Below are 21,868 nucleotides of genomic sequence, written 5' to 3'. Positions count from 1 at the left end.
TTCCAGGAGTGGCGAAAACATTGCAATTGTTTGACGCAGCTCTCTAGATCGAGCCGTCAATGCATCTATGCTGCAACTCTTTAACGGCCGCGCCAGAGCCGACTTGAACCGTATAAGGCCCGTGAACCCTTGACCAGTCCTGTCCTGCAAACCGTTGCCCTCGCGTGTGAACGTGATCTCAGACTGCTCTTCGACAATCTCGAATTGAGACTGGCCAGTGGCGATATGGTGCAGATCAGCGGCCCCAACGGCAGCGGCAAGACCAGCCTGCTGCGTTTGCTGGCCGGTCTGATGCAGCCGACCGACGGTCAGGTACTGCTCAACGGCAAGCCGCTGGGCGAGCAACGCAGCGAGCTGGCGCGCAACCTGCTGTGGATCGGCCATGCCGCCGGGATCAAGGATCTGCTCACGCCGGAAGAAAACCTCGCCTGGCTCTGCGCCCTGCATCAACCCGCCGAACGCGACGCGATCTGGCAGGCCCTGGCGGCGGTTGGATTGCGCGGTTTCGAGGATGTTCCCTGCCACAGTCTGTCCGCCGGCCAGCAGCGCCGCGTGGCATTGGCGCGGTTGTATCTGGACAGCCCGCCGTTGTGGATTCTCGACGAACCGTTCACTGCGCTGGACAAGCAGGGCGTGGCACAGCTTGAAGAACACCTGGCCGGGCACTGCGAACGGGGCGGCCTGGTGGTGCTCACCACGCACCATACGCTGAGCCGGATGCCGGCCGGTTATCGCGACATCGATCTGGGGAATTGGGCGGTATGAGTGTGTTCGGCCTGCTGGTTGCCCGTGAATCCCGACTGCTGTTCCGCCGCCCGGCGGAGCTGGCCAATCCGCTGATTTTCTTCGCCATCGTCATCGCGCTGTTCCCGCTGGCCGTCGGACCGGAAACTCAAGTATTGCAAAACTTGTCCCCGGGGTTAGTCTGGGTGGCGGCATTATTGTCGGTCCTGCTCTCGCTGGACGGGCTTTTCCGCAGTGATTTCGAAGATGGCTCCCTTGAACAGTGGGTCCTTTCGCCGCACCCCCTGCCACTTCTGGTATTGGCCAAGGTGCTGGCACACTGGCTTTTTTCCGGGCTGGCACTGGTTTTGCTCTCGCCGTTACTGGCGCTGATGCTCGGGTTGCCGGCTGCGTGTCTGCCGGTATTGCTGCTTTCGTTGCTGCTGGGAACACCGGTGCTGAGCTTGCTCGGCGCGGTGGGCGCGGCGCTGACGGTCGGTCTGAAACGCGGTGGCCTGTTGCTGGCGCTGCTGATTCTGCCGTTGTACATCCCGGTGTTGATCCTGGGCAGTGGCGCCTTGCAGGCGGCGTTGCAGGGCATGCCGGCGATTGGTTATCTGTTGTGGCTTGGTAGCCTGACCGCCCTGGCAATAACCCTGACACCCTTTGCAATAGCTGCTGGCCTGAAGATCAGCGTCGGCGAATAATGAGGTCTGGTTAAAATTTAACCAGCAAAGACCCTGAGACTGCTCACACCGATGAGCGGCACCGTGATGGAAACAGTATGAACTGGACCTGGTTTCACAAGCTCGGCTCGCCCAAGTGGTTCTACGGCATCAGCAGCAAGTTGCTGCCGTGGTTGAGCATCGCAGCGTTGTTGCTGATCTCCGTTGGCGTCATCTGGGGCTTGGCCTTCGCGCCGCCGGACTATCAGCAAGGCAACAGCTTTCGCATCATCTATATCCACGTACCCGCCGCGATGCTCGCTCAGTCGATCTACGTGATGCTGGCGGTGTGCGGCGTGGTCGGGCTGGTGTGGAAGATGAAACTGGCCGACGTCGCCCTGCAATGTGCCGCACCGATCGGCGCGTGGATGACCGCCGTGGCGCTGGTTACCGGGGCGATCTGGGGCAAGCCGACCTGGGGTTCGTGGTGGGTCTGGGACGCGCGGCTGACCTCGATGCTGATTCTGCTGTTCCTGTACTTCGGCGTGATCGCGCTGGGCAACGCCATCAGCAACCGCGACAGCGCCGCCAAGGCCTGCGCGGTGCTGGCCATCGTCGGCGTGATCAACATCCCGATCATCAAATACTCGGTGGAGTGGTGGAACACCCTGCACCAGGGCGCGACCTTCACCCTCACCGAAAAACCGGCGATGCCCGTCGAGATGTGGCTGCCGCTGCTGCTGACGGTGCTGGGTTTCTACTGTTTCTTCGGCGCCGTGCTGTTGCTGCGCATGCGCCTTGAAGTGCTCAAGCGCGAATCCCGCGCCAGTTGGGTGAAAGAAGAAGTGCAGAACAGCCTGGAGGCCGCTCGATGAGTTTCGCGTCATTCGGCGACTTCCTCGCCATGGGCCATCACGGCCTGTATGTCTGGTCGGCCTACGGCATCTGTCTGGCGGTACTGGTCCTCAACGTGGCGGCGCCGATCGCGGCCCGCAAGCGTTATCTGCAACAAGAGGCGCGTCGTCTGCGCCGGGAGAACGGCAAGTGAATCCGCTGCGTAAAAAGCGTCTGATCATCATCCTGGCAATTCTGGTCGGGGTCGGCGCTGCCGTCGGCCTGGCTTTGAGCGCCCTGCAGCAGAACATCAACCTGTTTTACACCCCGACCCAGATCGCCAACGGCGAAGCGCCGCAGGACACCCGCATCCGCGCCGGCGGCATGGTCGAGAAGGGCTCGCTGCAGCGCTCGACGGATTCGCTGGACGTCAAATTCGTGGTCACCGACTTCAACAAATCCGTGACCATCACCTATCGCGGGATCCTGCCGGACTTGTTCCGCGAAGGGCAGGGCATCGTCGCGCTCGGCAAGCTCAACGCCGATGGCGTGGTGGTCGCCGATGAAGTACTGGCCAAACACGACGAGAAATACATGCCGCCGGAAGTGACCAAAGCCCTGAAGGACAGCGGCCAATCCGCACCAACCCCTGCGAAGGAGGGTTGATCGATGACATCCAGCATTTTCATTCCCGAGCTCGGCCATCTGGCCATGATTCTGGCGCTGTGTTTCGCGCTGGTGCAGGCCGTGGTGCCGTTGCTCGGTGCCTGGCGCGGCGACCGTCTGTGGATGGGCCTGGCGCAGCCGGCGGCGTGGGGGCAGTTCGCATTTCTGCTGTTCGCCTTCGGTTGCCTGACCTACGCCTTCATGACCGACGATTTCTCCGTGGCTTACGTCGCGATGAACTCCAACAGCGCGCTGCCGTGGTACTACAAGTTCAGCGCGGTGTGGGGCGCCCACGAAGGGTCGCTGCTGCTGTGGGCGTTGATCCTCGGCGGCTGGACCTTCGCGGTGTCGGTGTTCTCGCGGCAACTGCCGCAAGTGATGCTCGCTCGCGTACTGGCGGTGATGGGCATGATCAGCACCGGTTTCCTGCTGTTCCTGATTCTTACCTCCAACCCGTTTTCGCGGATCCTGCCGCAGATCCCGGCCGACGGTCGTGACCTCAATCCGTTGCTGCAGGACATCGGTCTGATCGTGCATCCGCCGATGCTCTACATGGGCTACGTCGGTTTCTCCGTGGCCTTCGCGTTCGCCATCGCCGCACTGCTCGGCGGTCGTCTCGATGCGGCGTGGGCACGCTGGTCGCGTCCGTGGACCATCGTCGCGTGGGCCTTCCTCGGCATCGGTATCACCCTCGGTTCGTGGTGGGCTTACTACGAACTCGGCTGGGGCGGCTGGTGGTTCTGGGACCCGGTGGAAAACGCCTCGTTCATGCCATGGCTGGTGGGCACGGCGCTGATTCACTCGCTGGCGGTCACCGAGAAACGTGGCGTGTTCAAGAGCTGGACGGTGTTGCTGGCGATTGCCGCGTTCTCCCTGAGCCTGCTCGGCACGTTCCTTGTGCGTTCCGGCGTGCTGACCTCGGTGCACGCGTTTGCCTCCGATCCTGAGCGCGGCGTGTTCATCCTGATTTTCCTGCTTTTTGTGGTCGGTGGTTCGCTGACCCTGTTTGCCTTGCGCGCCCCGGTGGTCAAGAGCCAGGTCGGCTTCAACCTGTGGTCACGGGAAACCCTGCTGCTGGGCAACAACCTGGTGCTGGTGGTGGCCGCGTCGATGATCCTGCTCGGCACCCTGTATCCGTTGATTCTCGATGCGATCAGCGGCGCCAAGCTGTCGGTCGGCCCGCCGTACTTCAACGCGCTGTTCATTCCGTTGATGGCGCTGTTGATGCTGGTGATGGCGGTCGGTGTGATCGTGCGCTGGAAAGACACCCCGGTGAAATGGCTGGCCAGCATGCTCACTCCGGTGCTGCTGGGCAGTGTTGCGCTGGCGGTGGTGGCCGGCGTCGCTTACGGCGATTTCAACTGGGCGGTGATCGCGACGTTCCTGCTCGCGGCTTGGGTGTTGCTGGCCGGTGTGCGCGACATCTTCGACAAGACTCGTCACAAAGGCCTGATCAAAGGCCTGCCGACCCTGACCCGCAGTTACTGGGGCATGCAGATCGCGCATCTGGGCATCGCCGTCTGCGCGCTGGGCGTGGTGTTGTCGAGCCAGAACAGTGCCGAGCGCGACCTGCGTCTGGCACCGGGCGAGTCGATGGATCTGGCCGGTTATCAGTTCGTGTTCGAAGGCGCCAAGCATTTCGAAGGCCCGAACTTCACTTCCGACAAGGGCACCGTTCGGGTGATCCGCAACGGTCAGGAAGTCAGCGTGCTGCACCCGGAAAAACGTCTGTACACCGTGCAGAACTCGGTGATGACCGAGGCCGGGATCGACGCCGGTTTCACCCGCGACCTCTACGTCGCCTTGGGCGAACCGTTGGGCGATGGCGCCTGGGCGGTGCGGGTTCACGTCAAACCGTTCGTGCGCTGGATCTGGTTCGGCGGTCTGCTGACCGGTTTCGGTGGTCTGCTGGCGGCGCTGGATCGGCGTTATCGGGTCAAGGTCAAAGCCCGCGTGCGTGAAGCGCTGGGCATGGAAGGAGCCGCTGCATGAGACGTTGGTTGATGCTGGTGCCATTGGCGATTTTCCTGCTGGTGGCCGTATTCCTTTATCGCGGTCTATACCTGGATCCGGCGGAGCTGCCGTCGGCGATGATCAACAAGCCGTTCCCGGAGTTTTCGCTGCCGGCGGTGCAGGGCGACAAGACCCTGACCCGCGCTGACATTCTCGGCAAACCGGCACTGGTCAACGTCTGGGGCACGTGGTGCATTTCCTGCCGGGTCGAGCACCCGGTGCTGAACAAACTCGCCGAGCGCGGCGTGGTGATCTACGGCATCAACTACAAGGACACCAACGCCGATGCGTTGAAGTGGCTGGCCGAGTTCCACAATCCGTATCAACTCGACATCCGCGACGACGAAGGCTCCCTGGGCCTGAACCTCGGTGTCTACGGCGCGCCGGAAACCTTCTTCATCGACGCCAAGGGCATCATCCGCGACAAGTACGTCGGGGTGATCGACGAGCAGGTCTGGCGGGAAAAACTGGCGGCCAAGTATCAGGCGCTGGTCGACGAGGCCAAGCCATGAAGCGCTTTTTAGCTGCCATGGTGCTGGGCTTGAGCCTGGCCGGTGTGGCCCACGCCGCCATCGATACTTACGAGTTCGCCAAAGAAGGCGATCGCGAACGTTTTCGCGAACTGACCAAGGAACTGCGCTGCCCCAAGTGCCAGAACCAGGACATTGCCGACTCCAACGCGCCGATTGCCGCCGACCTGCGCAAAGAGATTTTCCGCATGCTCGGCGAGGGCAAGGACAATCAGCAGATTATCGACTTCATGGTCGACCGCTACGGTGATTTCGTCCGCTACAAACCGGCGCTCAATGCCAAGACCGCTTTGCTATGGTTCGGCCCGGCCGGCCTGTTGCTGGGTGGCTTCGTGGTGATCGCGGTGATCGTCCGCCGCCGTCGCGGGCAGCGCGCCGAGACGCCGCAAACGCTGTCTCCTGAAGAACGTCAGCGCCTCGACCAACTGTTGGATAAAAACCAAGAATGATTGATTTCTGGCTTGCTGCAGGGCTGTTGCTTCTGGTCGCCCTGAGTTTTCTGCTGATCCCCGTCCTGCGTGAGCGTCGCGCCCAGCGTGAAGAGGATCGAACCGCTCTCAACGTCGCGCTGTATCAGGAACGCGTCGCCGAACTGCAATCGCAGCAGGCCGAAGGCGTGCTCGACGCTGCGCAAATGGACAGCGGCCGTGCCGAAGCGGCCCGTGAATTGTTGGCCGATACCGAAGGTGTGGCACCGGCGCGGGTTTCGCGTTTGGGCAAGCCGTTGCCGCTGCTGGCAGCCGTGCTGGTGCCGGTGTTGGGCCTCGGTCTGTATTTGCATTTTGGCGCGAGCGACAAGGTCGAACTGACCCGGGAATTCGCCCAGGCGCCGCAGTCGATGGAAGAGATGACCCAGCGTCTGGAGCGCGCAGTCGCGGCGCAACCGGATTCGGCTGAAGGCGTGTATTTCCTTGGCCGCACCTACATGGCCCAGGATCGTCCGGCGGACGCGGCGAAGATGTTCGAGCGCGCCGTCAATCTCGCCGGTCGACAGCCGGAACTGCTCGGCCAGTGGGCGCAGGCCCAGTACTTTGCCGACAACAAAAAATGGTCGGACAAGGTTCAGGCCCTGACCGATGAAGCACTGAAAGCCGATCCGAAGGAAGTCACCAGCCTCGGCCTGTTGGGCATCGCCGCGTTCGAAGGCGAGCGTTATCAGGAAGCCATCGACTACTGGAACCGTCTGCTGGCGCAACTGCCGCCACAGGACAAATCCCGCGAGGCCCTGCAGGGCGGCATTACCCGCGCCACCGAGAAACTGCAAGCCAGCGGCGGCAAGGTCGCCCAGGCACCGGCGGCGAAGGCGACGGCGTTGTTGAAAGTGCGTGTGGATCTGGCCAGCGAGCTCAGAGCCAAGGTGCAACCGGGTGACAGCGTGTTCATTTTTGCCCGCGCTACCTCGGGCCCGCCGGCACCGCTGGCAGCCAAGCGCCTGACCGTCGCCGATCTGCCGGTGACCGTCGAACTGGGCGATGCCGACGCGATGATGCCGCAATTGAAACTGTCGAACTTCCCCGAAGTCCAACTGGTTGCGCGCATCTCCCGTGCCGGTCAACCGACCGCCGGTGAGTGGGTCGGTCGCAGCGGGCCTCTGGCCAGCAGCACCACCACGCCGCAGACACTGACCATCGACAGCCCGGACAAATAGCCGGAACCAACAGGAAAGCACCGCCATGAACGCCATCGCCCGAATCACAGTCCTCACACTGGCCCTGGGCTTGAGCGCATGTGCGGTGCAACGACCGGAGCCCACCACACGGCTGCCGCCGATCCCGCCGTCACAACCCAGCCCGACCCCGTCGACCACCCCGACGCCAAGCAAACCGGGCATCCCGGCCAAACCCGCCAAACCCGTCCCGCGCACCTCCGCCAGCTTCGCCCCGCCACCGGGCGGCAACAGCCACTGGGACCAGAAACTGGGCGTGTACGTGCTCGACGACCAGACCAACACCTTCTACCGCCAGCGCACCTACTACCGCTGGAACAACGGCTGGAGCCGCTCGATCAGCCCCAACGGCCCGTGGGAAGAAACCAACATCCACGGCGTACCGGCGGGACTGGGCAAGCAGTTCGGGGAGTAATGAAAAACGGCGATCGTTGGATCGCCGTTTTGCTGTGTGGAGTAATGAGCTTTCAAAGAATCGCGTGATAGCCGCTGAGTGCCCGGACCGATTTAATCAGGCCTTGTCGTTGCAGTAGATCAAGAAAGGGTTCGACGTCCATGGCAGGCATTTTCAGCTGCCGACGCTGTTTTTGGGCCGCTGCAACCACTGCTGCCGGATCAAGCCCCAAGAGGTTGTCGACGAACTCGTCCGGATGCTGCGCTTCGATGCCGAAAGGCTCCAGCGCTTTGCAGGGAAAGTCTTTCTGATTGAACGTCACTATCACGCTTGCGCCGCAACGGATGGCCGCTGCCAGAACATGACGATCATCGCAGTCGGGCAAGCTGAGTCCGGCAATCAGGTCTTCATAGTCATGGACACAGGCGTCGGGTATCGCTTGATCCATCAGGCCGGACGTACGATCCAGCTGTTCCATCGTCAGGTCACGGCGGTTCTTCAGCAGATTGCGTTTCCATTCGCAGTGAATCTCCTGGGTCCATCGCGCCCGAAATCGTCCTGAGAGCGCAAGCCACATGAGGAAGTCTCTCAAGGGGGCGGGGTACAAGACGCATGCGTCATATAAAGCGGTGAAAGAGGAATGCCTCACTCGTATCCTGTCCTTAACGCCTGAGCTTGCTCTGCGAGAAGCGCCATTGCCTGCTCGCTGGCGGTGGTGCGCCGGGTCTTATATTCCATCAGATCGGCAAAACGCACACGTCGGTGCTTGCCTGTTTTGTGGTAGGACAACTCGCCGCTTTCCAGCAGTTTTATGAGGTGTGGACGTGAGACGTTGAGGAGGTCGGCGGCTTCCTGGGTCGTCAATTCGGCATGCACCGGTACGACCTGCACCGCGTTGCCGGCTGCCAGTTCCGCCAGAATGTCGATCAGCAAGCGCAGGGCCGAGGTGGGCAGTTCGACGCGATGAGCTTCGTTCTGCTCGTCGAAAATCTGGATGTGCTGAGTCTCGAAATGGGTCGCGAGGTAAGCCGCCAGGGCACGCTGCCCTTCAATGGCGGCTTTTACTTCGCGTTCTACGGGGAGGCTGATGGAGGGATGAATAACGGTCGACATGGCGAGTCCGGCTCAGGAAATGAGGAATGCCGGAACGTTATTCGAAATAAGCGAAAATCGCAATAAACGAAACGAGTATGGAGTTTTATGGTTTTTTCGCCAACAACCCCTGCACATATTCAACGAACGCCCGCGCCTTGACACTGGCCAGCCTACCCGTCGGAAACACCGCCGACAGGTAGTCAAAACATCCTGCAAAACAACCAACGTTGTGTCACAACCTTCCGCAGGCTACTAAAGGTATCTCTAGAGTTACTTTAATGGGCGAGGCAATTTCACAATGCAATACCCAATCTGCATCGAGTGGGGTGACGAGAATACCGCCATCGGGATTCAGATCCCCGATATTCCCGGCGCGATAACGGCCGGGGATACGTTTGAGGATGCCTACAACGCGGCTGTCGAGATTGCCCACATCATGCTGCAGGAGATCGCGGCGGATGGTGATTCGATTCCGATGCCGACTTCTGCGGCTGCACATCGCAACAACCCGGAGTTCGCGGACATGGGTTGGGGCATGCTCGAGCTGGACATCTCGCCGTACATGGGCAAGACCGAAAAGGTCAATGTGACGTTGCCCGGCTATGTCATCCAGCGGATCGACCGCTACGTGCGTGAGCACAACGTCAAAAGCCGTTCCTCTTTTCTGGCGGATGCCGCCATGGAAAAGCTGGTCCGGCATTGAGCCTCGAGCACTGTCGGATCAGTGATCCGACAGTGCTTTCAGATTCTAGGCCGTTGCCAGAACAGGCTTCTGCGAAGCACTCAAGAACCGCACCAGCGCCAGCAGCGGGAACGCACTGCCAACGATCACGATCCACAGCCAGCCGCCATGCTCGTACACCGCACTGGCCACCGACGAGCCGAAGGCGCCGCCGACGAAGATGCTGGTCATGTACAGCGCGTTGAGGCGGCCGCGGCTTTTGGCATCGAGGGAGTAGACCGCGCGCTGGCCGAGCACCATGTTCATCTGCACGCAGAAATCGAGCACCACGCCGGTCACGGCCAGGCCGATCACGCTGTATGCCGGGTGGATGAAAGCCGGCAGGAAACTCAGACTGGCGAACAGCATGGCCAGCAGCGAGGCGATGCGGGTGTGGCCGGCGTCGGCCAGGCGTCCACTGATCGGCGCGGCGATGGCACCGATGGCGCCGACCAGGGCGAAGATCGCGATTTCACTCTGGGACAGGCCATGGTTGCGCGCCAGTTCCAGCGGCACGGCGGTCCAGAACAGGCTGAACGTAGCGAACATGCAGGCCTGGTAAAACGCCCGTTGACGCAGCACCGGTTGCTCGCGCAGCAGCGTCCACAACGAACCCAGCAACTGGCCGTAAGAGGCACTGTGATCCGGCTGGCGTTTGGGCACGGTCAACGCCAGCACTACGCTGATCGCTGCCATCAAGGCTGCGGCGATCATGAACATCGCCCGCCAGCCGAGATGGTCGGCGACCACGCTCGACACCGGACGTGCCAGCAGAATCCCCAGCAGCAAACCGCCCATGATCCCGCCGACCACCCGGCCACGGGATTCCTCTGGCGCCAGGTGCGCCGCCAATGGAATCAGTACCTGCACCGACACCGAGCTGAAGCCCACCAGCAACGAAATCAGCAGGAACACATTCGGTTGATCGGTAAACGCCGCGCCGAGCAGGCTGGCAATCGCCACTACGGTGGTGATGATCATCAGGCGGCGGTTTTCCAGCAGATCCGCCAGCGGCACCAGGAAGAACAGGCCCAGCGCATAGCCGATCTGGGTCAGCGACACGATGAAACTGGCCATGGTGTCGGTCAGGCCAATGTCCGGCGCGATCAGGCCGATGATCGGCTGGGCGTAGTAGATGTTGGCAACGATGGCGCCGCAGCAGAAAGCGAACAGCAGCACCATGCCTCGGGTCATTGCGTGAGTTGTGGCGGTCATAGGGTTTCTCGATCCAGCGAAAAGGAATGCGGTGAGGCTAAGGGACGGGCCGAGCCGGCAGTAGAGGCTTCTGATCGATATCAGTTATTCCGTTGCGGAATAGGTGGCGCCGAACAATCCATTGTTCATCGGCGAACCTTGCGTCCGACCGTTGAGCGTCGATGATACATTCACTTACATCTTGTTCGATAGCGTGCTTATGTTGTGACCGGGTTTCAGCGTTCATCAACGGAGGATTGCGATGTTTCGTCAGTTGCTTCGCCACACCACAACCATTGTCCTGATCAGTCTGCTCGGCGCCACTGCCGCACAGGCCGCCGAAGCGCCCGGCATGCGCATGGGTGTTCGCGGCGAGATCACCGGGGTCAGTCCCGACTCGCTCAAGGTTCACGTCAACAGCGGTGAAAACGTCGTGATCCAGTTGACCCCGGATACCAAGGTCCGCGCGGTTACCCTGGCCAATATCGAAGACATCAAGCCCGGGAGCTACATCGGTTCGGCCGCCATTCCCCAGGAGGATGGCACGCTCAAGGCGCTGGAGGTTCATGTCTTCCCGCCGGAGCTGGCCGGCAGCGGCGACGGCCATCGGCCGTTCGACCTGACCAAGGGCAGCAGCATGACCAACGGCAGCGTCGGCGATTTGGTGGTGAGCAACGGCCGGGTGCTGACCGTCAACTACAAGGGCGGCCAGCAGAAGATCCTGGTGCCGGAGGACGTGCCGATCGTCAACCTGACCCCGGGCGATCGCAGCCTGCTCAAAGTCGGGGTGAAGATCGTTACCTTCGTGACCCAGAGCGTGGACGGCACGCTGACCGCGCAATCGATCTCGGCGGGCAAGGATGGCGTCAAGCCGCCCATGTAGCCGCACACAAAAAAGGCGACCTCTGCAGGTCGCCTTTTTCATTTCAGCTCAAGCCTTACTGGCCGGAGTAGATCTGGTCGAAGATCCCGCCATCGTTGAAGTGGGTCTTCTGCACGGTGCGCCAGTCGCCGAAGGTCTTCTCGACCGACAGGAAGTCGACTTTCGGGAAGCGGTCGGTGTACTTGGCCAGTACCGCCGGGTCACGTGGGCGCAGGTAGTTGGCGGCCGCGATTTCCTGACCTTGCGGCGACCACAGGAACTTCAGGTATTCCTCGGCAGCGGCGCGGGAGCCTTTCTTCTCGACCACTTTGTCGACCACCGACACCGGCGGCTCGGCTTCGGCGGAGACGCTTGGGTAGATGACTTCGAACTGGTCGCGGCCGAACTCGCGGGCGATCATTTCGGCTTCGTTTTCGAAGGTCACCAGCACGTCGCCGATCTGGTTGGTCATGAACGTGGTCGTCGCGGCGCGGCCACCGGTATCCAGCACCGGTGCCTGCTTGAACAGCTTGCCGACGAAGTCTTTCGCCTTGTTCTCGTCACCACCGTTTTTCAGCACGTAGCCCCAGGCCGACAGGTAGGTGTAGCGGCCGTTACCCGAGGTTTTCGGGTTCGGCACGATTACTTGCACGCCGTCCTTGAGCAGGTCCGGCCAGTCTTTCAGTGCTTTCGGGTTGCCCTTGCGGACGATGAACACAGTCGCGGAGGTGAATGGCGCACTGTTGTTCGGCAGGCGGGTGACCCAGTCCTTCGGCACCAGTTGGCCGTTATCCGCCAGGGCGTTGATGTCGGTGGCCATGTTCATGGTGATGACGTCAGCCGGCAGACCATCGATGACCGAACGGGCTTGCTTGCTCGAACCGCCGAAAGACATCTGTACGGTGATGTCTTCCTTGTGCTCGGCTTGCCAGTGTTTCTGGAACGCAGCGTTGTAGTCCTTGTAGAAATCGCGCATCACGTCGTAGGAAACGTTGAGCAGGGTCGGTGCGGCCTGAGCCACGCTGCCGAAGGCAAGACCAGCGGCGAGAAGTGAGGCGCCAAAGAGTTTTTTCACTGCGCATTCCTTGTTCTGTGGGGGTGTTTTTTTACAAAGATGAGGCCATTTGCCAGCGACTATAGCGGGGCACGCATAGTCGTTTAAAGATTAAAAAGAACTTTGCTTATTCCATTTTCTTGAACAGCGCATTGCCGCAACGGGAGCAGAACGACGCCTCGTGTTCATGGCTGCTTTTCTTGCACACGGGGCAGTCGTGTTGCAGCTGACCGCCGCGCATGGCGGTGGCCAGTTCAGCGGTGAAAATCCCGGTCGGCACGGCGATGATCGAGTAACCGGTGATCATCACCAGCGACGAAATCACCTGGCCCAGCACGGTCCTCGGCACGATGTCGCCGTAACCCACGGTGGTCAGGGTCACGATAGCCCAATAGATGCCTTTGGGAATGCTGGTGAAGCCATGTTCCGGGCCTTCGACCACGTACATCAGGGTGCCGAACACCGTGACCAGGGTGCAGACGCTGAGCAGGAACACGAGGATTTTCTGCTTGCTGCCGCGCAGGGCATCGAGCAGGTAATGCGCCTGTTTCAGGTACGGCCCGAGTTTGAGTACGCGGAAGATCCGCAGCATCCGGATCACCCGGATGATCAGCAGGTACTGGGCATCGCTGTAATACAGCGCGAGGATGCCCGGCACGATCGCCAGCAAGTCCACCAGCCCATAGAAACTGAAGGCGTAGCGCAAAGGCTTGGGCGAGCAGTACAGGCGCAGCAGGTACTCGCCGAGGAAGATGATCGTGAAGCCCCATTCGATGTACGCCAGCACATTGGCGTAGTTCTGGTGGACTTCATCGATGCTGTCGAGGATCACGATCACCAGACTGGCGAGAATGATCAGCAGCAGGGTCTTGTCGAAACGGCGGCCCGCCACCGTATCGGTCTGGAAAATGATCACGTACAGGCGATCACGCCATGTGTTGTTGCCGTTCATGCATATCGCCATGGCCATCAATCAGCGCAGCCTAGGTTGATTCTCCCCGTTAGCGCAAGGCGCGACGTTGATCTCCGGTTGGCGCATCAGGCGAATGCCGGTACGCAGCAGCCAGCAGGCAAGAATGAAAGGTGCCGTGAGGGTCGCCAGACCCAGGGCACTGAACAGCGGCGTCAGCAGCAGCGCCAGGCCGATGCCGAACAGCGGCAACCACGGTTGCTGGCGCTGCGCACTGAAGGCGAGGGCGGCGAGGACGGCGTTGTAGCCGCCCAGCCCCAGCAGCGCGACCTGGCTGTCGTGGTGCAACAGACTGGAACCCAGACCGATTACCGAAGCCAGCAGCGCCCAGGCAAAGGCCCGGCGATCGGCGATCAGCAAGCCAGCGGCGATCAATCCACCGGCCAACGGATGGCCGAGGAACATCACCTGACCGAAGCCTTTCAGGGCGGCACCGAGCAGGTTCACGGTACTCAGCTCAAGCGCCGGAGCCGGCGTCGAAGGCTCTGCGAAACACAGGAACACCCAGCTCAACAATACGAACGGCGCCGTGTAGGCGGGCAGGTACTCGGTGAGGCGCGCGCGCTTGAGCCATTGCTGCGTGATCATCGCGCTCAGTCCGCCGGCGGCCAGAATCAGCGGTGGCAGCATCGGCGACCAGGGGAAATACAGGCTCAGCAACAGGCCGACCAATACGCCGTTGTAGCTGAACAGTCCGGCCTGGCGATCCGCCTTGGCGTAGTTGCGCCGTTGCGCGGTGAGCAAACCGGCAACCGCGCCCAGCAGCGCGCCGGCGAACAGCACCGGCGCGGTGAATAAAATGGCCAGAAGGCACAGGAGTCCACACAGCGGATGGCGCTGGAGGAAGATTTGACTGAAGCCGTTGAGCAAAGCCTCGGCCCAGTCAGGGCAGTGGGTGTTGAAATGATTGGCAGGCATGTCTGGAGAATCTGGGCAGTAGGAAAATCAAAAGGTCTTGCTTGAAGCGGTGGCGAGGGAGCTCGTGCCCGGTGAATGCGGTGTCTCTTGTGGAAACCGTCATGCCGAGCGATGGGAGCACGCCCCCTCGCCACTCAGGTGTTGCTTAAATCAATGTTTCGATCCGCAGCGAATTGGTCGAGCCCGGCTGGCCAAACGGCACACCCGCGGTGATCAGCAACGTATCGCCACGCTCGGCCATTCCTTGAGCCTGAGCGATCTCCAGCGCGGTCGAGCACACCTCGTCCACCTGACGCAGGCGATCATTGACCACCGAGTGAATGCCCCACGCCACGCTCAACCGGCGGGCGGTCTGCAGGTTCGGCGTCAGGTTGAGGATCGGTGCCTTTGGCCGCTCCCGCGCCGCACGCAGACTCGATGCACCGGACTCGCTGTAATTGACCAGCACCGCCACCGGCAGCACGTTGCTGATGCGGCGGATCGCGCAACTGATCGCATCGGACACGGTCGCTTCGGCTTTCGGCCGGCTGACGTCGAGCTGGGTCTGGTAGTCCGGACCGTTCTCAACCTGGCGGATGATCTTGCTCATCATCTGCACGGCTTCCAGCGGGTACTCGCCGGACGCGGTTTCGGCCGACAGCATCACCGCATCGGCGCCTTCGGCCACGGCGTTGGCGACGTCGGTGACTTCGGCGCGGGTGGGCGCCGGGGAGAAGCGCATCGACTCGAGCATCTGCGTCGCCACCACCACCGGTTTGCCGAGCTGGCGGCAAGTGGTGATGATGTTCTTCTGGATTTGCGGCACGCTCTCGGCCGGCACTTCCACGCCCAGGTCACCGCGAGCCACCATGATCGCGTCGCTCAGTTCGGCGATCTCGCGCAGTTGCTCGACCGCCGACGGCTTCTCGATTTTCGCCATCAGGAACGCCTTGTCGCCGATCAGCGCGCGGGCCTCGATGATGTCTTGCGGACGCTGCACGAACGACAGCGCGACCCAGTCCACACCCAGCTCCAGACCGAAGCTCAGGTCGCGACGATCCTTGGTGGTCAGCGGGCTCAGGTCGAGTACCGCTTGCGGCACGTTCACCCCTTTGCGGTCCGACAGTTCACCGCCATTGAGCACGGTGGTGTCGATCGCATCGGTGTATTTGGTGACGACGCGCAGGCGCAGTTTGCCGTCATCGAGCAGCAGATCCATCCCGGCTTCCAGCGCCGCGATGATCTCCGGGTGTGGCAGGTTCACCCGGCGTTCGTCGCCCGGTGTTGCATCCAGATCGAGGCGGAACGCCTGACCGCGATGCAACTGAACCTTGCCGTCCGCGAACTTGCCGACCCGCAGTTTCGGCCCTTGCAGGTCCATCAGGATCCCGAGCGGGTAGTTGAGCTGGCGCTCGACTTCGCGGATCCACTGATAGCGCTTGGCGTGGTCGGCGTGATCGCCGTGACTGAAGTTGAGGCGGAAGATATTGACCCCGGCCTCGACCAGCTCGCGGATGTCTTCGATGCCGTCGACGGCAGGCCCGAGGGTGGCGAGGATTTTGACCTTTTTATCAGGCGTCATGATTTAGAGCTCTCGAGGATCAGGATGGCGCGGAAGTCGTTGACGTTGGTGCGGGTCGGCTCGGTGACGATCAGCGCATCGAGCGCCTCGAAGTAGCCATAGCCGTTGTTGTTATCCAGCTCATCGCTGGCGCTCAGACCCAGGGCGGCGGCGCGGGCGTAGCTGTCCGGGGTCATGATTGCGCCGGCGTTGTCTTCCGAGCCGTCGATGCCGTCGGTGTCACCGGCCAGCGCATAAACGCCGGGCTGGCCCTTCAGGCTGTCGGTGAGGCTGAGGAGGAATTCGGCGTTGCGTCCGCCACGGCCATTGCCGCGCACGGTCACCGTGGTTTCGCCGCCGGAGAGAATCACGCACGGCGCCGCCAGTGGCTGGCCGTGATGGATGATCTGGCGCGCGATGCCGGCGTGGACTTTCGCCACTTCGCGGGATTCGCCTTCCAGGTCGCCGAGGATCAGCGTGCTGAAACCGGCCTGACGGCATTTCACCGCTGCGGCATCCAGCGATTGCTGAGGGCGGGCGATCAACTGGAAGTGACTGCGGGCGAGGCTCGGATCACCGGGTTTGACGGTTTCCGATTCCGGGCTTTGCAGCCAGGTGCGAACCGACGCCGGAATCTCGATGCCGTAGCGCTTGATGATGGCCAGCGCTTCGGCACTGGTGCTCGGGTCGGCCACGGTCGGGCCGGAAGCGATGACCGTGGCGAGGTCGCCCGGCACATCGGAAATCGCGTAGGTATAAACAGTCGCTGGCCAGCAGGCTTTGCCCAGGCGTCCGCCCTTGATCGCCGAGAGGTGCTTGCGCACGCAGTTCATCTCGCCGATGGTCGCGCCGGATTTGAGCAGGGCTTTGTTGATCGACTGCTTGTCGGCCAGGGTGATGCCTTCGGCCGGCAGCGCCAGCAGGGCAGAGCCACCACCGGACAACAGGAAGATCACGCGGTCGTCTTCGGTCAGGTTGCTGACCAGTTCCAGCACACGCTTGGCAACGGCCAGACCGGCAGCGTCCGGCACCGGGTGCGCGGCTTCGACCACTTCGATTTTTTCGCACGGGGCGCCGTGACCGTAGCGGGTCACCACAAGGCCCGAGACTTCACCTTCCCAGCAGCGCTCGACCACTTGCGCCATGGCAGCGGCAGCCTTGCCGGCGCCGATGACGATCACGCGACCTGTGCGATCAGCCGGCAGATGAGCTTCGAGGACCTGGTTCGGATGGGCCGCGTCGATGGCTGTGGCAAACAGCTCGCGCAGCAGTTGTTGCGGATCGACCGACATGGCGGGCTCCCGGAATTCTTGTTATTCGAAAGGGCAACTCGGAACCCTGTGGGAGCTAGCCTGCTAGCGATTCAGGCGCTGAGGTCTGGCAGACACTCCGCGTCGATTCCATCGCCAGCAGGCTGGCTCCCACAGGTTTGATGCAGGTTGGGGCAGGGCTTACTTCTTGTCGCGAATCGAGAAGTTGGCCATGTGTTCCAGGCCCTTGATCAGTGCCGAGTGGTCCCAGTTGCTGCCACCGATGGCCGCGCAGGTGCTGAACACTTGCTGGGCGTTGGCGGTGTTCGGCAGGTTGATGTTCAGCTCCTTGGCGCCTTGCAGGGCCAGGTTCAGGTCCTTCTGGTGCAGGCTGATGCGGAAGCCCGGATCGAAGGTGCCCTTGATCATGCGCTCGCCGTGCACTTCGAGGATCTTCGAGGAGGCGAAACCGCCCATCAGCGCTTCACGCACCTTGGCCGGATCGGCACCGTTTTTCGAAGCGAACAGCAGGGCTTCGGCCACGGCCTGGATGTTCAACGCAACGATGATCTGGTTCGCCACCTTGGCGGTCTGACCGTCGCCATTGCCGCCGACCAGGGTGATGTTCTTGCCCATGGCCTGGAACAGCGGCAGTGCGCGTTCGAAGGCATCGGCGTCGCCACCGACCATGATGCTCAGGGTCGCGGCCTTGGCACCGACTTCACCACCGGACACCGGGGCGTCGAGGTACTGCGCGCCTTTCTCGTTGATCTTCGCGGCGAAGGCCTTGGTGGCGGTCGGCGAGATCGAGCTCATGTCGATCACGACCTTGCCTTTGCCGATGCCGGCCGCGACGCCGTCGGCGCGGAACAGCACGTCATCGACCTGCGGGGTATCCGGCACCATGACGATGATGAATTCGGCTTCCTGGGCCACTTCGCGTGGGTTGGCCAGAGCGACGGCGCCAGCGGCGACCAGGTCGGCAGGGGCGGCGTCGTGGTGCGCCGACAGGAACAGGCTGTGACCGGCTTTCTGCAGGTTCGCCGCCATTGGGTGGCCCATGATGCCGGTGCCGATGAATCCGATTTTAGCCATGAGAAAATCCTCTTGTTTTTGTCTTGCTCAAGCAAATAAGGGGCTGTTGTGGGAGCGAGCCTGCTCGCGATTCAGGCGCTGCGGTACATCAGTTGTACCGAGGAGATCTCATCGCGAGCAGGCTCGCTCCCACAGGGTTTTTTGCATTGTTCTTAAATCGCGTTGTGGGTCTTCAGCCAGCCGAGGCCTGCTTCAGTGGTGGTCAGCGGTTTGTACTCGCAGCCGACCCAACCCTGATAACCGATGCGATCGAGGTGTTCGAACAGGAAGCGGTAGTTGATCTCGCCAGTGCCCGGCTCGTTGCGGCCCGGGTTGTCGGCCAGTTGCACATGGTTGATCTCGGCCAGGTGCGATTGCAGGGTACGGGCCAGATCGCCTTCCATGATTTGCATGTGATAGATGTCGTATTGCAGGAACAGATTGGCGCTGCCCACCTGTTCGCGAATCGACAGGGCTTGCGCCGTGTTGTTCAGGTAGAAACCCGGGATGTCGCGGGTGTTGATCGCTTCCATCACCAGTTTGATGCCGACGGCTTGCAGCTTGTCGGCGGCGTACTTGAGGTTGGCGACGAAGGTCTTTTCAACGGTGGCATCGTCCACGCCCTGCGGACGGATGCCGGCCAGGCAGTTGACCTGGGTGTTGCCCAGAACCTGTGCGTAAGCGATGGCCAGATCGACCCCGGCACGGAACTCTTCGACCCGGTCCGGCAGGCACGCGATACCGCGCTCGCCCTTGGCCCAGTCGCCGGCCGGCAGGTTGAACAGCACTTGGGTCAGACCGTTGGCGTCGAGTTTGGCCTTGATTTCGGCGGAGCTGAAATCGTACGGGAACAGGTACTCGACACCGCTGAAGCCAGCCTTGGCGGCGGCGTCGAAACGGGCAAGGAAATCCTGTTCGGTGAACAGCATGGACAGGTTGGCTGCGAAACGCGGCATGGTGGTCTCCCGTTCTAGATTCTCGTTCCCACGCTCTGCGTGGGAATGCCTCTATGGACGCTCTGCGTCCGCTTTGGGACGCAGAGCGTCCCCGGCTGCGTTCCCACGCAGAGCGTGGGAACGATCAAGCAATAGCAATCAATCGAGCAACGAAATCGCCGTAGGCGCATCGTTGCCGACCAGCGCCAGGTCTTCGAATTCGTTGACGGCGTTGATCTCGGTCCCCATGGAGATGTTGGTCACACGCTCCAGAATGATCTCGACGATCACCGGCACCTTGAACTCTTCGATCAGCTGTTCGGCCTTGCGCAGGGCAGGGGCGATGTCAGCCGGTTCGAACACACGCAGCGCTTTACAGCCCAGGCCTTCGGCGACTGCGACGTGGTCGACACCATAACCGTTGAGTTCCGGCGCGTTCAGGTTATCGAAGGACAGCTGCACGCAGTAGTCCATATCGAACCCGCGTTGGGCCTGACGGATCAGCCCCAGGTACGAGTTGTTCACCACGACGTGGATGTACGGCAGTTTGAACTGAGCGCCGACCGCCAGTTCTTCGATCATGAACTGGAAGTCATAGTCCCCCGACAGGGCCACGACTTTACGGTTCGGATCGGCCTTCACCACGCCCAGCGCTGCCGGAATGGTCCAGCCCAACGGGCCTGCCTGGCCGCAGTTGATCCAGTGACGCGGCTTGTAGACGTGCAGGAACTGCGCGCCGGCAATCTGCGACAGACCAATGGTGCTGACGTAGCAGGTGTCCTTGCCGAACACCTGGTTCATTTCCTCGTAAACGCGCTGCGGCTTGACCGGTACGTTGTCGAAGTGGGTCTTGCGATGCAGGCTGGCCTTGCGCTGCTGGCAATCCTGCAGCCAGGCAGAGCGGTTTTTCAGCTTGCCGGCGGCTTGCCATTCACGGGCGACTTCGATGAACACGGTCAGCGCGGCAGCGGCGTCGGAAACGATGCCCAGGTCCGGGGTGAACACGCGGCCGATCTGGGTCGGTTCGATGTCGACGTGAATGAACTTGCGGCCTTCGGTGTAAACGTCGACCGAGCCGGTGTGGCGGTTCGCCCAGCGGTTGCCGACGCCCAGTACCACGTCGGATTTCAGCATCGTGGCGTTGCCGTAACGGTGCGAAGTCTGCAGACCAACCATGCCGACCATCAGCGGGTGATCGTCAGGAATGGTGCCCCAGCCCATCAGGGTCGGGATGACCGGAATGCCGGTCAGCTCGGCGAACTCAACCAGCAGATCGCTGGCATCGGCGTTGATGATGCCGCCGCCGGCCACCAGCAATGGACGCTCGGCCTGATCGAGCAGGGCCAGCGCTTTTTCAACTTGCACGCGGGTGGCGCTCGGCTTGGCCAGCGGCAGTGGCTGGTAAGCGTCGATGTCGAATTCGATTTCAGCCATCTGCACGTCGAACGGCAGGTCGATCAGCACCGGGCCTGGACGGCCGGAGCGCATTTCGTAGAAGGCTTTCTGGAAGGCGTAAGGCACCTGGCCCGGCTCCAGAACGGTGGTCGCCCACTTGGTCACCGGCTTGACGATGCTGGTGATGTCGACGGCCTGGAAGTCTTCCTTGTGCATACGGGCGCGGGGTGCTTGGCCGGTGATGCAGAGGATCGGGATCGAGTCCGCGGAGGCGCTGTACAGACCGGTGACCATGTCGGTACCGGCCGGGCCGGAAGTACCGATGCACACGCCGATGTTGCCGGCCTTGGTGCGGGTGTAGCCCTCGGCCATGTGCGAGGCGCCTTCAACGTGGCGAGCAAGGACGTGATCGATGCCACCGACTTTCTGCAGGGCGGAGTACAGCGGGTTGATTGCAGCGCCTGGAATGCCAAAAGCGGTATCAACCCCTTCACGGCGCATCACCAGAACGGCGGCTTCGATTGCTCTCATTTTGCTCATGGTTTTGTGCCTCTTTACGTTTTGTAATTGTATACAAGTGGCTTTGCGCAGAGTGTATTCACGGCGGACGGCGCAGGTCAATCCATTTTCTCAAGCGCCTGTTTCATTCGTCGGAAGCCTGTTCTGCTGTGGCTTTTCGTCGCATGAGGCGCTTTTCGAGAATTATTGTATACAAAAAAATAATTCATTGTGTTCTATTTGTTGCATCGGGCTGCGGCAGAAAAGCGCAGCCCAACGACTTTCCCAATAACAAAATGAGGACGGCACCATGAGCGCTTTAACCTTGAAAGTCGCAGTCAAGCTGGTCAACGAAGCCATCAATGCAGGGCGGGCCATCTCAGCTGCGCCGCTGACCATCGCAGTACTGGATACCGGTGGCCATCTGGTCACTCTGCAACGCGAAGACGGCGCCAGTCTGCTGCGCCCGAACATCGCCATCGGCAAAGCCTGGGGCGCCATCGCCCTGGGCAAGGGCTCACGCCTGCTGGCGCTGGACGCACAACAACGCCCGGCGTTCATCGCCGCACTTAACAGCATGGGGCAGGGCAGCGTCGTGCCGGCACCGGGTGGTGTGCTGATTCGTGATCAGGCGGGGAACGTGCTGGGTGCGATCGGCATCAGCGGCGATCTGTCGGACATCGATGAGCAGGTGGCAATCAAGGCCGTAGAGGCCCTGGACCTGCGGGCGGATGCGGGGGTGGCCGCGTGATTTACGGCGGTTGAACTGACGCCATCGCGAGCAGGCTTACTGCTACAGGTGGTCACAGGTAGACACATTTCTGTGGCCACCTTAAAGCCCCTGTGGGAGCGAGCCTGCTCGCGATGGCTG

At 61.7% G+C, this 21,868-nt stretch carries 24 protein-coding genes and 1 pseudogene; 13 read left to right on the top strand and 12 right to left on the bottom strand.

Annotated elements, in window-relative coordinates; translation table 11 throughout:
• The first annotated feature begins 129 nt into the window (after nt 1–129).
• From ccmA to K5E37_RS14655, 10 genes are all read left to right on the top strand, one after another.
• A complete protein-coding gene (gene ccmA, locus K5E37_RS14700) occupies nt 130–765 on the top strand; it encodes a cytochrome c biogenesis heme-transporting ATPase CcmA (protein WP_007959232.1) in 636 nt (211 codons plus the stop codon).
• Complete coding sequence (ccmB, locus tag K5E37_RS14695) at nt 762–1,430, top strand: heme exporter protein CcmB (protein ID WP_007959235.1); 669 nt, start codon at nt 762–764, stop codon at nt 1,428–1,430. Before ccmA ends, ccmB begins: the two co-directional genes overlap by 4 nt.
• Before the next feature lie 77 nt (nt 1,431–1,507).
• Nucleotides 1,508–2,263, top strand: coding sequence for a heme ABC transporter permease (locus tag K5E37_RS14690; protein ID WP_221534222.1), 756 nt, complete (start codon nt 1,508–1,510; stop codon nt 2,261–2,263).
• Nucleotides 2,260–2,436, top strand: coding sequence for a heme exporter protein CcmD (gene ccmD, locus K5E37_RS14685; protein ID WP_007959239.1), 177 nt, complete (start codon nt 2,260–2,262; stop codon nt 2,434–2,436). The genes K5E37_RS14690 and ccmD overlap by 4 nt, the downstream gene beginning before the upstream one ends.
• Nucleotides 2,433–2,888, top strand: coding sequence for a cytochrome c maturation protein CcmE (ccmE, locus tag K5E37_RS14680; protein WP_011333086.1), 456 nt, complete (start codon nt 2,433–2,435; stop codon nt 2,886–2,888). The genes ccmD and ccmE overlap by 4 nt, the downstream gene beginning before the upstream one ends.
• A 3-nt stretch (nt 2,889–2,891) precedes the next feature.
• A complete protein-coding gene (locus K5E37_RS14675; protein WP_221534221.1) occupies nt 2,892–4,880 on the top strand; it encodes a heme lyase CcmF/NrfE family subunit in 1,989 nt (662 codons plus the stop codon).
• Complete coding sequence (locus K5E37_RS14670; RefSeq protein WP_085611514.1) at nt 4,877–5,413, top strand: DsbE family thiol:disulfide interchange protein; 537 nt, start codon at nt 4,877–4,879, stop codon at nt 5,411–5,413. The genes K5E37_RS14675 and K5E37_RS14670 overlap by 4 nt, the downstream gene beginning before the upstream one ends.
• Entirely contained in the window at nt 5,410–5,880 is a 471-nt protein-coding gene (locus K5E37_RS14665) for a cytochrome c-type biogenesis protein (RefSeq protein ID WP_221534220.1), read from the top strand. The genes K5E37_RS14670 and K5E37_RS14665 overlap by 4 nt, the downstream gene beginning before the upstream one ends.
• Complete coding sequence (gene ccmI, locus K5E37_RS14660) at nt 5,877–7,079, top strand: c-type cytochrome biogenesis protein CcmI (RefSeq protein WP_221534219.1); 1,203 nt, start codon at nt 5,877–5,879, stop codon at nt 7,077–7,079. Before K5E37_RS14665 ends, ccmI begins: the two co-directional genes overlap by 4 nt.
• 25 nt (nt 7,080–7,104) lie before the next feature.
• The gene (locus K5E37_RS14655; RefSeq protein WP_085605822.1) at nt 7,105–7,512 is read left to right on the top strand and encodes a hypothetical protein; all 408 of its coding nucleotides are present in this window, start codon (nt 7,105–7,107) and stop codon (nt 7,510–7,512) included.
• 52 nt (nt 7,513–7,564) lie between these two features.
• On the opposite strand, the gene K5E37_RS14650 is transcribed toward K5E37_RS14655, so the two are convergent.
• The 3 genes and pseudogenes from K5E37_RS14650 to K5E37_RS29440 form a co-directional block, all read right to left on the bottom strand.
• Nucleotides 7,565–8,140 (bottom strand): PIN domain-containing protein, encoded by a 576-nt coding sequence (locus K5E37_RS14650; RefSeq protein ID WP_221534218.1) that lies wholly within the window; start codon nt 8,138–8,140, stop codon nt 7,565–7,567.
• A complete protein-coding gene (locus K5E37_RS14645) occupies nt 8,137–8,604 on the bottom strand; it encodes a helix-turn-helix domain-containing protein (RefSeq protein WP_221534216.1) in 468 nt (155 codons plus the stop codon). The genes K5E37_RS14650 and K5E37_RS14645 overlap by 4 nt, the downstream gene beginning before the upstream one ends.
• 85 nt (nt 8,605–8,689) lie before the next feature.
• Nucleotides 8,690–8,782, bottom strand: a pseudogene (locus K5E37_RS29440) (LysR family transcriptional regulator); the annotation flags it as partial.
• Nucleotides 8,783–8,884: 102 nt separating this feature from the next.
• On the opposite strand from K5E37_RS29440, the gene K5E37_RS14640 reads away from it, so the two are divergent.
• The gene (locus tag K5E37_RS14640) at nt 8,885–9,289 is read left to right on the top strand and encodes a type II toxin-antitoxin system HicB family antitoxin (protein ID WP_085605824.1); all 405 of its coding nucleotides are present in this window, start codon (nt 8,885–8,887) and stop codon (nt 9,287–9,289) included.
• A 45-nt stretch (nt 9,290–9,334) separates the two neighbouring features.
• Here the strand turns inward: K5E37_RS14640 and K5E37_RS14635 are convergent, their stop codons facing one another.
• A complete protein-coding gene (locus tag K5E37_RS14635) occupies nt 9,335–10,522 on the bottom strand; it encodes an MFS transporter (RefSeq protein ID WP_085605826.1) in 1,188 nt (395 codons plus the stop codon).
• Between the two features lie 241 nt (nt 10,523–10,763).
• On the opposite strand from K5E37_RS14635, the gene K5E37_RS14630 reads away from it, so the two are divergent.
• Entirely contained in the window at nt 10,764–11,384 is a 621-nt protein-coding gene (locus K5E37_RS14630) for a DUF5666 domain-containing protein (RefSeq protein ID WP_221534214.1), read from the top strand.
• 55 nt (nt 11,385–11,439) lie between these two features.
• Here the strand turns inward: K5E37_RS14630 and K5E37_RS14625 are convergent, their stop codons facing one another.
• The 8 genes from K5E37_RS14625 to gcl form a co-directional block, all read right to left on the bottom strand.
• Nucleotides 11,440–12,438 (bottom strand): sulfate ABC transporter substrate-binding protein, encoded by a 999-nt coding sequence (locus tag K5E37_RS14625; protein ID WP_221534212.1) that lies wholly within the window; start codon nt 12,436–12,438, stop codon nt 11,440–11,442.
• 106 nt (nt 12,439–12,544) lie between these two features.
• Nucleotides 12,545–13,369, bottom strand: a complete 825-nt coding sequence (locus tag K5E37_RS14620) for an ion transporter (protein ID WP_221534210.1) — start codon at nt 13,367–13,369, stop codon at nt 12,545–12,547.
• Between the two features lie 21 nt (nt 13,370–13,390).
• Complete coding sequence (locus K5E37_RS14615; RefSeq protein ID WP_221534208.1) at nt 13,391–14,305, bottom strand: urea transporter; 915 nt, start codon at nt 14,303–14,305, stop codon at nt 13,391–13,393.
• Between the two features lie 145 nt (nt 14,306–14,450).
• Nucleotides 14,451–15,866 (bottom strand): pyruvate kinase, encoded by a 1,416-nt coding sequence (gene pyk / locus K5E37_RS14610; RefSeq protein ID WP_096822137.1) that lies wholly within the window; start codon nt 15,864–15,866, stop codon nt 14,451–14,453.
• Nucleotides 15,863–17,137, bottom strand: a complete 1,275-nt coding sequence (locus K5E37_RS14605; RefSeq protein ID WP_085605834.1) for a glycerate kinase — start codon at nt 17,135–17,137, stop codon at nt 15,863–15,865. Before K5E37_RS14605 ends, pyk begins: the two co-directional genes overlap by 4 nt.
• Nucleotides 17,138–17,296: 159 nt before the next feature.
• On the bottom strand, nt 17,297–18,190 hold the full coding sequence (locus K5E37_RS14600) for a 2-hydroxy-3-oxopropionate reductase (protein ID WP_064594449.1): 894 nt from the start codon (nt 18,188–18,190) through the stop codon (nt 17,297–17,299).
• A 152-nt stretch (nt 18,191–18,342) separates the two neighbouring features.
• Nucleotides 18,343–19,125 carry a hydroxypyruvate isomerase gene (gene hyi / locus K5E37_RS14595; protein ID WP_007959286.1) on the bottom strand — a complete coding sequence of 261 codons (783 nt, stop codon included), beginning with the start codon at nt 19,123–19,125 and terminating at the stop codon, nt 18,343–18,345.
• Nucleotides 19,126–19,263: 138 nt separating this feature from the next.
• Nucleotides 19,264–21,039, bottom strand: coding sequence for a glyoxylate carboligase (gene gcl / locus K5E37_RS14590; RefSeq protein ID WP_221534207.1), 1,776 nt, complete (start codon nt 21,037–21,039; stop codon nt 19,264–19,266).
• A gap of 268 nt (nt 21,040–21,307) precedes the next feature.
• On the opposite strand from gcl, the gene K5E37_RS14585 reads away from it, so the two are divergent.
• Nucleotides 21,308–21,748 carry a heme-binding protein gene (locus K5E37_RS14585; RefSeq protein WP_011333104.1) on the top strand — a complete coding sequence of 147 codons (441 nt, stop codon included), beginning with the start codon at nt 21,308–21,310 and terminating at the stop codon, nt 21,746–21,748.
• Nucleotides 21,749–21,868 lie beyond the last annotated feature (120 nt).

The sequence above is a fragment of the Pseudomonas sp. RIT778 genome (genome assembly GCF_019718735.1).
Taxonomy (GTDB): Bacteria; Pseudomonadota; Gammaproteobacteria; order Pseudomonadales; family Pseudomonadaceae; genus Aquipseudomonas; species Aquipseudomonas aphyarum.
This window is presented reverse-complemented; position numbering and strand designations above follow the sequence as displayed.

What these genes read in the sequence shown, in the direction of transcription:
- ccmB (WP_007959235.1), top strand. Translation starts at nt 762, where the DNA reads ATGAGTGTGTTCGGCCTGCTGGTTGCCCGTGAATCCCGACTGCTGTTC.
- K5E37_RS14690 (WP_221534222.1), top strand. Translation starts at nt 1,508, where the DNA reads ATGAACTGGACCTGGTTTCACAAGCTCGGCTCGCCCAAGTGGTTCTAC.
- ccmD (WP_007959239.1), top strand. Translation starts at nt 2,260, where the DNA reads ATGAGTTTCGCGTCATTCGGCGACTTCCTCGCCATGGGCCATCACGGC.
- K5E37_RS14675 (WP_221534221.1), top strand. Translation starts at nt 2,892, where the DNA reads ATGACATCCAGCATTTTCATTCCCGAGCTCGGCCATCTGGCCATGATT.
- K5E37_RS14670 (WP_085611514.1), top strand. Translation starts at nt 4,877, where the DNA reads ATGAGACGTTGGTTGATGCTGGTGCCATTGGCGATTTTCCTGCTGGTG.
- K5E37_RS14665 (WP_221534220.1), top strand. Translation starts at nt 5,410, where the DNA reads ATGAAGCGCTTTTTAGCTGCCATGGTGCTGGGCTTGAGCCTGGCCGGT.
- ccmI (WP_221534219.1), top strand. Translation starts at nt 5,877, where the DNA reads ATGATTGATTTCTGGCTTGCTGCAGGGCTGTTGCTTCTGGTCGCCCTG.
- K5E37_RS14655 (WP_085605822.1), top strand. Translation starts at nt 7,105, where the DNA reads ATGAACGCCATCGCCCGAATCACAGTCCTCACACTGGCCCTGGGCTTG.
- K5E37_RS14645 (WP_221534216.1), bottom strand. Translation starts at nt 8,604, where the DNA reads ATGTCGACCGTTATTCATCCCTCCATCAGCCTCCCCGTAGAACGCGAA.
- K5E37_RS14640 (WP_085605824.1), top strand. Translation starts at nt 8,885, where the DNA reads ATGCAATACCCAATCTGCATCGAGTGGGGTGACGAGAATACCGCCATC.
- K5E37_RS14635 (WP_085605826.1), bottom strand. Translation starts at nt 10,522, where the DNA reads ATGACCGCCACAACTCACGCAATGACCCGAGGCATGGTGCTGCTGTTC.
- K5E37_RS14630 (WP_221534214.1), top strand. Translation starts at nt 10,764, where the DNA reads ATGTTTCGTCAGTTGCTTCGCCACACCACAACCATTGTCCTGATCAGT.
- K5E37_RS14620 (WP_221534210.1), bottom strand. Translation starts at nt 13,369, where the DNA reads ATGAACGGCAACAACACATGGCGTGATCGCCTGTACGTGATCATTTTC.
- K5E37_RS14615 (WP_221534208.1), bottom strand. Translation starts at nt 14,305, where the DNA reads ATGCCTGCCAATCATTTCAACACCCACTGCCCTGACTGGGCCGAGGCT.
- pyk (WP_096822137.1), bottom strand. Translation starts at nt 15,866, where the DNA reads ATGACGCCTGATAAAAAGGTCAAAATCCTCGCCACCCTCGGGCCTGCC.
- K5E37_RS14605 (WP_085605834.1), bottom strand. Translation starts at nt 17,137, where the DNA reads ATGTCGGTCGATCCGCAACAACTGCTGCGCGAGCTGTTTGCCACAGCC.
- K5E37_RS14600 (WP_064594449.1), bottom strand. Translation starts at nt 18,190, where the DNA reads ATGGCTAAAATCGGATTCATCGGCACCGGCATCATGGGCCACCCAATG.
- hyi (WP_007959286.1), bottom strand. Translation starts at nt 19,125, where the DNA reads ATGCCGCGTTTCGCAGCCAACCTGTCCATGCTGTTCACCGAACAGGAT.
- gcl (WP_221534207.1), bottom strand. Translation starts at nt 21,039, where the DNA reads ATGAGCAAAATGAGAGCAATCGAAGCCGCCGTTCTGGTGATGCGCCGT.
- K5E37_RS14585 (WP_011333104.1), top strand. Translation starts at nt 21,308, where the DNA reads ATGAGCGCTTTAACCTTGAAAGTCGCAGTCAAGCTGGTCAACGAAGCC.